Raw genomic sequence first — 9,629 nt, 5'->3', positions numbered from 1 at the left:
CCTTTGAACCCTACTGGTACTTGTAATATTCCTTAAACCAGTCAACAAACTGTTTGATGCCAATATCAAGAGAGGTCCGCGGTTTAAAGCCGACAGCTTCCGTCATATCATTGATATCGGCATAGGTTGCAATCACGTCACCCGGCTGAAGATCAAGAAATTCTTTTTTAGCCTGGCGGCCCAGGGCATCTTCGATGGCCGCAATAAAATCCATTAACTCAACCGGATTATTGTTTCCGATATTATAAATTTTATAGCAGGTATACGATGTGCCGGGGTCCGGATTGTCGCCGCTCCAGGTTGGATTCGGTTCCGGGCGTTGACCCATTACCCTTACAACCCCCTCTATGATATCGTCGATGTAGGTAAAATCACGCTGCATTCGGCCGTGATTAAATACTTTTATCGATTGTTCTTCCAGAATGGCCCTGGTAAAAAGAAAAAGGGCCATGTCAGGTCGTCCCCAGGGACCGTAAACCGTAAAAAATCGAAGGCCGGTGCAGGCAAGTCCGAACAGGTGGCTGTAAGTGTGTGCCATGAGTTCATTTGTTTTTTTTGTAGCGGCATACAGGGATAAAGGGTGATCAACATTGTGGTGAACGGAAAAAGGCATTTTGGTATTGGCCCCGTAAACAGAGCTGGATGAGGCAAATACCAGATGCTGAATATCGTTGTACCGGCAGCATTCCAGAATATTAACAAAGCCTACAATGTTGGCGTCAACATAAGCTTGCGGATTTTCAAGTGAATACCTGACACCGGCCTGGGCGGCCAGGTTAACAACAACATCAAATTGTGTATCGCCAAAAATCTTCTCCAAAGCCTTTTTGTCGGAAAGATCGATTTTGGAAAAGGAAAAGTTCTCAAAAGGTGTCAGCTTGTCAAGACGGGCTGCTTTGAGACGGACATCATAGTATGGATTGAGGTTGTCTATACCGGTAACATAACAGCCATTTTGTAAAAGGCGCTTTGACAGGTGATAACCGATAAAGCCGGCCGCGCCGGTGACCAATACTTTGGTGAATTTAAATTTCATTTATTATCACCTTGTAAGCTCCGTCGAAAAATAATATTCAAAGGTCTCTTTAAGACCTTTTTCAAAGGAATACTCCGGTTTAAATCCAAAAACTTCTTGAGCACCGCTGATATCGGCCACAGACTCGCGAATCTCTCCGGGTCTTGACGGTTCATACTCCGGACTGATCTTTTTACCGGCCAGCTTACTGATCATTTCCCATAACTCATTGATGCAAAGAGTTTTTCCTGTACCGATATTAAATGTTTTCCCGCCGGCTTTATGCGCATTTGCCGCCAATAGGTTGGCTCTGACAACATCTTTTACATATACAAAATCCCGGTACTGATTGCCATCCCCGTAAATAACGGGAGTTGAGTCAACGGCAGCTTTGGTCATAAAAATCGACATGACCCCGGAGTATGGGGATGATGGGTCCTGTCTTGGCCCGTAAACATTAAAATAGCGCAGACAAACCGTTTCAAGTTTGTAAAGGTCATGATAAAGACGGGCATATAACTCTGCAGTAAGCTTTTGCACAGCATAAGGGCTTTGCGGTTTTGGGTTCATCTTTTCATGCTTCGGCAATTCCGGGTCGTCGCCGTAAACTGCACATGAGCCGGCAATCACGACGCGTTTGACATTGTTTTTGCGGGCGGCTTCAAGAACAAAAAGTGTCCCCATTGCGTTTATCGTGGCGGATTCAACCGGATTTGCCACTGTCTGAGGAACCGATACCACGGCGGCCTGGTGGAATATTATATCGCAGTCTGCGGCCGCCTGCATTAATAATTCTTGGTCCCGAATATCACCTTGATAAAAAGTAATATGCTCTGTAACATGCTCTATGTTTGACAGACTGCCGGTCGAAAGGTCATCAATCACCCTAACTTCACACCCCTGAGAAATCAAGGCATCAACAAGATGAGATCCGATAAACCCTGCGCCGCCGGTTACCAGTGCTTTGTTGCATTCAAAATTCATTTTGCCCCAGCGTTGTATGAACAACATGTCTGGTATTTTAAACAGGTAAAGCTGCCTTTTCTATCCTGGTTTAAAGAAGCTAATATATACATCAGTCAGTTTTACTTTGTCAAATTGATACGCCTACTTGCATAGAAATTGTTATAAAATCTCAGATCATGTTCAAGGACAAGTTGAGCTTTGCCAAATCCCGATATTAGGAATTGCGACGGCGAAAAGAAAAGTCCCGCTGGTAACGGAATGCGCATTTTGAGTGGGAGTGCAATTCCGCCAAAGTCGGGATGCAGTGGATGGGGTTTCAAAGTAGCTTCTTAGCGGTCATAAGGAATCGCTTGCATTTTTTAACATGGTTATCTCCTTTTGCCTTTTCAGAACATATTGGTGAAGCGCTTCAACTTCATCCTCTTCAATTTCACGAAATTGGCAATGACAAACATTTTGATCGTCTACGGTATTGATTTCCAAAACAGGCGCCAAAGTTACATTTTGATGCGGCAGCAGCAATTCTATTGCCTGAGTGTCTCCGCTTTTAAAACCCTTGTTCTTAAACGCAAGACCGCCGGCGCCAATATTGACCACCTGTACCTTTTCTCCACCGAATTCAAAGACTATGGGAGCATTTGCGGACGGGGAGACCCTGTAGGATAAACGCCTGTCATTGGATTTGAAAGAAAATATCTCAGAATTATTTTGTTTCTCTTTCCAGAACAAATTCAACCCTCCTGTTAATCGCCCTATTTTCGGCGGAATTGTTGGCAACCAAAGGGAGAAAATCGCCATAACCGGTAGCCGTGAGACGCATAGGGTTAACCTCGCCATCGATGAAATACTTCAGAACTGTGGTGGCCCGGATGGCAGATAGTTCCCAATTTGAAGCAAATTGGGCCGTGGAAATAGGGGTGTTATCCGTATGTCCTTTGATATTTACATCGAATTCTACGTAATCTTGTATAATGCTGATTATTTTATCTAAAATCGGTTTTGCATCGTCGTTCAGTTGGGCGGCACCGGAGTTAAAGAGGACTTTGCCCCTAATTTGAATGTATATCTTGCCTTCGGATATTTGGGCTATGATATATTTACCCAGTTTCTTTTCTTGGATCAAATCATCAATATCACCCAACAGCTCATGTTCTCTGGTTCTTAGCCCTGACAAATCCGCCAGACTGATTTTCTGGTCAAGCTGTTCAGGCACCTTAACGATTTCCAGAAGACCAATTCCAGGCTTCTCTTCACCAAGACTAACCTGAATAGAAGCTAAAACGGTTTTGAACTTTAATAGATTTAGGGATGATATGGCATACATTAAAATAAAAAAGACCAGCAGCAGGGTCATCAGATCGGCATATGTTACAATCCAAATGGCTTGCTCTTCATCTTCTAATATATCTAAAATTTCAAGTTTGCTTTGGTCCATGTTATTTTGTCCTCATAGATGATAACGATCTTCGCTTTGCCGCCGGTATAAAGGATGATAGTCTCTCGTAAACAATGATAGGGTTGTTGTTGTCAAGAATACCGATCGCTCCTTCAAAAACAATTTCAAGATTTATCACCTCATAAACAGTTCTGGCTTTGAGTTTTCCGGCAATGGGCAGGCAGAACAGCGTGGAGAGTAAAGAACCATAAAAGGTTGTCAGTATGGCGATGGCCATTGAGGGTCCGATTTGGGAAGGATCCTGAAGCTTGCTTAACATTTGGATAAGGCCGATCAATGTCCCGAGCATGCCAAAGGCGGGTGAATACATTCCCATTTTGCGGAATATGTCCTGAACGATAAAGTGTCTCATTTTTAATGATTCAATTTCGGTTCTCAAAGCCGATCTTATGGTCTCCTCTTCAGAGCCGTCGGCAATAAGTGCGCAGGCCTTTTTTAAAAAACGTGATTTTGTCTTTATGTTGCTTAGCCCGAGTATGCCCTGCCGCCGGCTTATTTCGGACAACTTAATCATAGTCGCAACCATGCTGTTGGGATCCTTTTTGTCCACGGTAAAAGCAAAATATGCCGCCCTAAACGCCGTCACAACGTCTTTAAATTGAAAGGTTAGCAGGGTAGTAGAGACCGTACCCCCCAGCACAATCATCAATCCCGGAATATTCCAAAAATTATGAATATCTCCCGCAATGAATATGGCGGCTATAATGAGAAATATACCGGAAATACTTCCGACAACAGACCCTAAATCCATAAGCTATAACTATCCCCCTACAGTATCGCCAACCTGGTCAACATACTCTGTGATTTCATCCATAATCTGTGCAATTTCATCTATCTGAACGCCTACTACCTCCAAAGAATTGTCAGAGATATCAAGTGTAATTCCGTCGATATCCATACCGGTCGCTTCAGTAATCTGGTCCGCAACATGCACAATATGGGCCAGCTTATTGCTCATAAGGCGCGCGGGTTGATGATGGTAGTGGATAGCGACAGTGATTGATTTCGGGAAATTCCATTTTTTACAGACTATAGCGGCTATTTCGGCGTGTTCGAATCCGAGAATCTCTTTTTCAGCTTCCAGGAAAGTCTGTTGGCCGTCGTACATAAATTCCTGGAAAGCCTCTTTGCGCTCATAAACATATTCGTCTAATATGAGTTTGCCCACATCATGAATAAGTCCAGCCGAAAAGGCATCCTCGGCCAGGGCAGGATATTTCCTGCCTGCAATGATTTTTGCCCCAAAGGCAACGCCAATGGAATGCCGCCATAGAGATTGGGCCGGAAGTTCATATCCAAGCAAGGCTTTTTTGAAGAGAGAGGAAGCACCGGCTATTGTAATGAGTTCAGACAGGCTTTTCATTCCGATAATAACCGTCGCACCCTGTATCGATGATACCTTTTTTACGCGGCCATAGTAAGATGAATTGGCAATTTTGAGAATTTTGACGGCAAACGCCTGGTCGTTAATGATTAATCTTTCTAAATCCTTAAAGCTGGAATTGGGATCTGCAATAACCGCGCGGGCCTTGTGCAAGATATTAGGCATGGACGGAAGGTTGTCCACAGTTCCCAGGATAGTCTTTTTTAACGGCCTGTTTTTAAGTAGCTTATCGGGCATTTTAGTAAAGAATCCACGGCCATAGGACGTGGCTTTGGTTTGCCCCCATAGGGGGCTTATGGTCTTTGCCATTCATAGACTTTTATGGAGTGGTGGAGTAATGGAGGAAGATCATTAGAAATTCTTAGACAATCAGGTAGTCTATGTTGCAATTACAATCGAATGACTATTGAATGACAACCAAGCAAATTTTCAACACTCCAATACTCCATTACTCCTTGTACCAGTCTTCAGGCAAAGCCGTCAGACTCTGACCACGCCCATAGGACGTGGTTTTTTAAGCCGAAATAGATCTACTAACCGGTAAATATCATTGGTCTTTGTCAGTTATCAGCATTTATATTTAGCAATTAGTGTGCCAGAAATATAGTTGCTCCCGGTGTGGTCGGCAGATATACCGATTTTAAGGACTTTAACCTGCTTGAATTGCAAGGCTTAATTGATATTTAACGAGATAGATAAGGGGGTTGTAGAAAGTAAATAAACCCTAATAGAGGTTGTAAATAAGAGGAAATTTTGACGTATTCGTCTATTTATTGACGATAATGGTTATTTTTGACATTAATCTATTTATATTGTATGGCAAACCACAAATTACAGCCTGACACCTGAAACGTGATGAATTCAATTTTTTACGAATTTATCAACATTGTCAGACACCCATTGAGCGTTTTTTTCTCAATTGAAGTTGTAGTAACAAAAGGAGTTGCAATGAGCAAAAGTCTGATAGAAAAGATTGGCACTTTAAAAAGAAAGCTGAACGCAATTATCCTGGCCCACAACTACCAACGCCCGGAAGTACAGGATATTGCTGATTATACCGGTGACTCTCTTGAATTGAGCCGCAAGGCTGCTAAAACCGACGCTGACGTAATTGTCTTTTGCGGAGTACACTTTATGGCAGAGACCGCCAAGATTCTTTCCCCTCAAAAGACCGTGCTGCTTCCCGACGAGAATGCCGGCTGCCCCATGGCCGACATGATCACTGCGGAGCAATTGGCGCAGGAAAAAAAGAAGTATCCCGGCGTTCAAGTGGTCTGCTATGTCAACTCCAGCGCCGCGGTCAAGGCGGGTTCCGACATTTGCTGCACGTCTGCAAATGCGGTCGAGGTGGTCCAGGCCATGGATGCGGACCGGCCCGTTCTCTTTGTTCCGGACCAGTATCTGGGCCTCTTTGTCATGCGTACCTCGGGCAGGGAGATGCACTTTTGGCCCGGATACTGCCCCACTCATATGAAAATCGGAGTAAACGATATTGCCGGACAAAAGCAGCGTTATCCGGACGCTAAAATTGTGGTGCATCCCGAGTGCCGCCCCGATGTGATCGATGCTGCCGACGAGGCCCTGAGTACCGGAGGGATAATTCGCTATGCGCGAGCATACAAGAAAAAAACTTTAATTGTTGGAACAGAGACCGGCATTCTTCATCGACTTGGCAAAGAGAATCCAGCAGTGGAATATGTGCCTGTTACCGAGCGGGGGCTGTGCCCCAATATGAAGCGCATCACTTTGGAAAAGATCCTCTGGGCTATGGAGGAGCTAAAACCCCGGATTGAAATCCCGGAAGATATAAGGCAACAGGCTCTTTCAGCCGTGGAAAGGATGTTGGCGTTGTAATCGCAGCAAAGTATGTCTCAACTGAAAGCAATTAAACAAAACCCCATGTATCGCTTCCTTATGGTACTTACTATTACTTCAACCATAGGGCTTCAGACATGGCGCACATTATTCGATAATTTTGCTGTAAGAGTTGCCGGCCTGGATGGAAATCACATCGGTGTGATTCAATCTGTGCGTGAAATCCCCGGCTTTTTAGCATTACTTGCCATTTTTGCCATAATGCTGATTAAAGAACATCGCCTGTCAGCATTATCTATCGTGGTTCTTGGAATTGGCGTGGCAATAACCGGCCTCTTTCCATCTTATTCCGGCCTTCTATTTACCACCCTTATCATGAGTTTCGGGTTCCACTATTATGAAACTACCAATCAATCGTTAACGCTTCAATACTTTGACAAACAAACTTCCCCATGGGTTTTCGGCAAATTGCGCAGCCTGGCTGCCGCCTCGAATATCGCAATAGGCATCACCATCTATTTCATCGCACCCATCTTGACCTTTGCACAAATTTACCTGCTCATCGGAGGTTTTATTATAGCTGCCGGCTGCTGGGGTTTTTCTCAAAATCCGGTTGACCGCAATATTGTTCCCCAGCACAAAAAAATGATTCTCCGTAAAAAATATTGGCTTTATTATTTTCTCACTTTTATGTCGGGCGCCCGGCGCCAGATTTTTATAGCATTTGCAGTCTTTCTGTTAGTCAAAAAATTTCAATTCACGGTTCAGGAAGTTACCATCCTTTTCGTGATCAACAATCTGGCCAACTATTTTTTGAGTCCTCTCATCGGCAAAAGTATCATCCGCTTTGGAGAAAGAAAGATACTCTCCTTAGAATATTTCAGCCTGATTTTCATTTTCCTGGCTTATGCCACTGTGGAATCAAAAACACTCGTAGCAATACTTTATATTCTTGACCACATCTTTTTTAATTTTGCCATTGCCATTCGCACTTATTTTCAAAAAGTGGGAGACCCCAGGGATATCGCACCGAGTATGGCTGTAGGTTTTACTTTCAACCATATTGCAGCAGTTTTACTTCCTGCTATAGGGGGACTGCTGTGGATCGTTGATTACCGTATCCCCTTTGTATGTGGTGCGATTTTGAGTATAGTTTCCCTGGTCGCTGTGCAGCAAATTAAGGTACCTTGAAATCAAATTTACAAAAAGCTTCACTTTCCACTGACCTCGAATGCTCACAACACATTTAATTTCTTGACACAATCGATGCATTGTGTGTAATTTTAGGAATGAAATCAAATCTTATCTTTTTATTCCTGCTCTTAACAATACCTGTTGGATTTGTTGATGCAGCCCATGCCGACACTCAATATGTCTCTGACATGCTGGTACTTACAATCCGTGATAACCCGGACAAGGATGCAAATATATTAGGGACTCTAAAAACCGCCGACCCGGTAGAAGTGCTTGAAGTGGGTGACCGTTTTATGAGAATACGCACGCAAGCGGGGCTGGAAGGATGGGTTCAAAAGAATTTTATAAGCGCAGGTAAGCCCAAAGCTGTAATTATTAAAAAGATGAAAAATGAAATAAGCCAATTAAAGGCAAAGATTAAAAAATTTGAAAAGAATCGAGATGCTGACCTAAATAAAATTAGGGCTGGCAGGCAGGATGATAAATTAAAAATTGAACAGCTCACCGAGAAATACAACACTCTCCTCAAAGGATCTAATAAAAAGATAGCCGCACTGACAGGTGAACATGACCAGCTAAAGGCAATCAAGACCGAGTTAAATATCGAAGTTGATAACCTTAAAAAAGATCTTGATAGTCATCCAAAAACAAAAAGGATCCAATTTTTCCTCACCGGAGCTGGAGTGCTTCTTTTAGGGTTTTTTCTTGGTTCATCCTCGAAAAGAAAAAAATCTTATTATAGATAATCTGCCACTTACGAAGCCGTCAAAATTAAAAAAAATAAAAAGAATCTAAAGTTATTCATAATCTTTCCGATATACATAAAGAAAATAATTTTTTAGCTCAAGGGCAAACCTTCTGAAAGGATGGGACGCAAAGTTGCCGATCTAAGTCCATTTAAATTGGATAAGATAGCGGAATTGCAAAGCAAATTTTCGAATACCCGCCTTCCCTTTGGAAGCGGGTTTTTTAGTTTGGAAACAAAATAGGAATGACAGACGCTTTAAAAAAAAGGAGAAAAAATATGGTGAACTCCATCAATAACACTTTGCAGAGTTTGGATCGGACAGAAGCTCGAAATCCGGCCCGAAAAAATGCTTCAAAAACCTTGGATAAAACCACCGGGAACCCCGAACAGGTTAATGCTGGCAATGCCGAAACTGCTATCGATCAAACAGACAAGGTGGAAATTACACGTACGCGTTCGGGAGCCATGGGATCTAATAAGGCTGCTCTTGCAGACCATGATGAGGCTGTTAAGTTGCTTGAAGATATCAAGGCAAGTATCTATAAGGAAGCTGAAGCTCAAAATCAAAACCCGTCGCAGGTGCACAATCTAAACAATGAAACCCTGGCTGGAGTATTATGACAGTTGGTTTTGAAACCAGTTCAAGACTAAATAAAATACAGGATGACGCATGCAGACGTTTATAGAAGCTTTTCCTATTAGCAAAGAAACTGGACAAATTCTGCTTCAAGTATGCAAAAAGTATAATATCAGACACGAAAAAGAAATCGTGGATATTTATAGACATAGACCAGATCTGTTTTTTGAAGAAAAAAGTTTTTCAAAAGAATGTTATCCCCTCGACCTTTCCCGTAAACATCAGATTCACCGGGACCGGCTGAAGCCCTGGGTTTCGGTGTACGGCGGCAAGTTCACCAGTTGTGTTTCGGTAGCCGAAAAAGTTGAGAAACAGGTCCGGGACCTGGTGGCGCCCAGCGGGCGGACGTTACCCGTCCAGCCGTTCACGCCCGCCGAGGTGGAGTGGGACAGCTATCCCGGATTACAGGAGAAA

Annotated in this window: 11 protein-coding genes and 1 riboswitch; of the genes, 5 read left to right on the top strand and 6 right to left on the bottom strand. The window is 43.3% G+C overall.

Annotation, left to right across the window (positions count from 1 at the left end; all coding sequences use genetic code 11):
* Positions 1-10: 10 nt before the first annotated feature.
* From V3S16_RS16180 to V3S16_RS16155, 6 genes are all read right to left on the bottom strand, one after another.
* On the bottom strand, positions 11-1,036 hold the full coding sequence (locus tag V3S16_RS16180; protein WP_413886806.1) for an NAD-dependent epimerase: 1,026 nt from the start codon (positions 1,034-1,036) through the stop codon (positions 11-13).
* Positions 1,037-1,042: 6 nt separating this feature from the next.
* Positions 1,043-1,999: an SDR family oxidoreductase gene (locus tag V3S16_RS16175; protein WP_413886804.1), complete on the bottom strand. Its 957-nt coding sequence runs from the start codon at positions 1,997-1,999 to the stop codon at positions 1,043-1,045.
* A 318-nt stretch (positions 2,000-2,317) separates the two neighbouring features.
* The gene (locus V3S16_RS16170; RefSeq protein ID WP_413886802.1) at positions 2,318-2,779 is read right to left on the bottom strand and encodes a PilZ domain-containing protein; all 462 of its coding nucleotides are present in this window, start codon (positions 2,777-2,779) and stop codon (positions 2,318-2,320) included.
* Positions 2,685-3,416, bottom strand: coding sequence for an OmpA family protein (locus V3S16_RS16165; RefSeq protein ID WP_413886800.1), 732 nt, complete (start codon positions 3,414-3,416; stop codon positions 2,685-2,687). Before V3S16_RS16165 ends, V3S16_RS16170 begins: the two co-directional genes overlap by 95 nt.
* 1 nt (position 3,417) lies before the next feature.
* Positions 3,418-4,188, bottom strand: a complete 771-nt coding sequence (locus tag V3S16_RS16160) for a motility protein A (protein WP_413886798.1) — start codon at positions 4,186-4,188, stop codon at positions 3,418-3,420.
* A gap of 9 nt (positions 4,189-4,197) precedes the next feature.
* Positions 4,198-5,130 (bottom strand): HDOD domain-containing protein, encoded by a 933-nt coding sequence (locus tag V3S16_RS16155; protein ID WP_413886796.1) that lies wholly within the window; start codon positions 5,128-5,130, stop codon positions 4,198-4,200.
* 546 nt (positions 5,131-5,676) lie between these two features.
* Between V3S16_RS16155 and nadA the strand changes: the two genes are divergently transcribed.
* From nadA to V3S16_RS16130, 5 genes are all read left to right on the top strand, one after another.
* Positions 5,677-6,675 (top strand): quinolinate synthase NadA, encoded by a 999-nt coding sequence (gene nadA / locus V3S16_RS16150; protein WP_413886794.1) that lies wholly within the window; start codon positions 5,677-5,679, stop codon positions 6,673-6,675.
* 12 nt (positions 6,676-6,687) lie between these two features.
* On the top strand, positions 6,688-7,827 hold the full coding sequence (locus V3S16_RS16145) for an MFS transporter (protein WP_413886792.1): 1,140 nt from the start codon (positions 6,688-6,690) through the stop codon (positions 7,825-7,827).
* A gap of 98 nt (positions 7,828-7,925) precedes the next feature.
* Positions 7,926-8,576, top strand: coding sequence for a TIGR04211 family SH3 domain-containing protein (locus V3S16_RS16140; protein WP_413886790.1), 651 nt, complete (start codon positions 7,926-7,928; stop codon positions 8,574-8,576).
* Between the two features lie 92 nt (positions 8,577-8,668).
* Positions 8,669-8,758: riboswitch (cyclic di-GMP riboswitch) on the top strand.
* A 96-nt stretch (positions 8,759-8,854) separates the two neighbouring features.
* Positions 8,855-9,199, top strand: coding sequence for a hypothetical protein (locus V3S16_RS16135; RefSeq protein ID WP_413886788.1), 345 nt, complete (start codon positions 8,855-8,857; stop codon positions 9,197-9,199).
* A gap of 49 nt (positions 9,200-9,248) precedes the next feature.
* Positions 9,249-9,629: hypothetical protein (locus V3S16_RS16130; protein WP_413886786.1), on the top strand; the 381-nt coding region annotated here is incomplete at its 3' end.

It is taken from the genome of Candidatus Desulfatibia sp. (genome assembly GCF_036446775.1).
Lineage (GTDB): Bacteria > Desulfobacterota > Desulfobacteria > Desulfobacterales > UBA11574 > Desulfatibia_A.
The sequence above is the reverse complement of the archived record's forward strand: the minus strand, read 5'-3'. Positions and strand labels throughout refer to the sequence as shown.

Coding starts and splice junctions, on each gene's coding strand:
- V3S16_RS16170 (WP_413886802.1), bottom strand. CDS start 2,779: ATGGCGATTTTCTCCCTTTGGTTGCCAACAATTCCGCCGAAAATAGGG.
- V3S16_RS16140 (WP_413886790.1), top strand. CDS start 7,926: ATGAAATCAAATCTTATCTTTTTATTCCTGCTCTTAACAATACCTGTT.
- V3S16_RS16145 (WP_413886792.1), top strand. CDS start 6,688: ATGTCTCAACTGAAAGCAATTAAACAAAACCCCATGTATCGCTTCCTT.
- V3S16_RS16160 (WP_413886798.1), bottom strand. CDS start 4,188: ATGGATTTAGGGTCTGTTGTCGGAAGTATTTCCGGTATATTTCTCATT.
- nadA (WP_413886794.1), top strand. CDS start 5,677: ATGAATTCAATTTTTTACGAATTTATCAACATTGTCAGACACCCATTG.
- V3S16_RS16135 (WP_413886788.1), top strand. CDS start 8,855: ATGGTGAACTCCATCAATAACACTTTGCAGAGTTTGGATCGGACAGAA.
- V3S16_RS16155 (WP_413886796.1), bottom strand. CDS start 5,130: ATGGCAAAGACCATAAGCCCCCTATGGGGGCAAACCAAAGCCACGTCC.
- V3S16_RS16180 (WP_413886806.1), bottom strand. CDS start 1,036: ATGAAATTTAAATTCACCAAAGTATTGGTCACCGGCGCGGCCGGCTTT.
- V3S16_RS16175 (WP_413886804.1), bottom strand. CDS start 1,999: ATGAATTTTGAATGCAACAAAGCACTGGTAACCGGCGGCGCAGGGTTT.
- V3S16_RS16165 (WP_413886800.1), bottom strand. CDS start 3,416: ATGGACCAAAGCAAACTTGAAATTTTAGATATATTAGAAGATGAAGAG.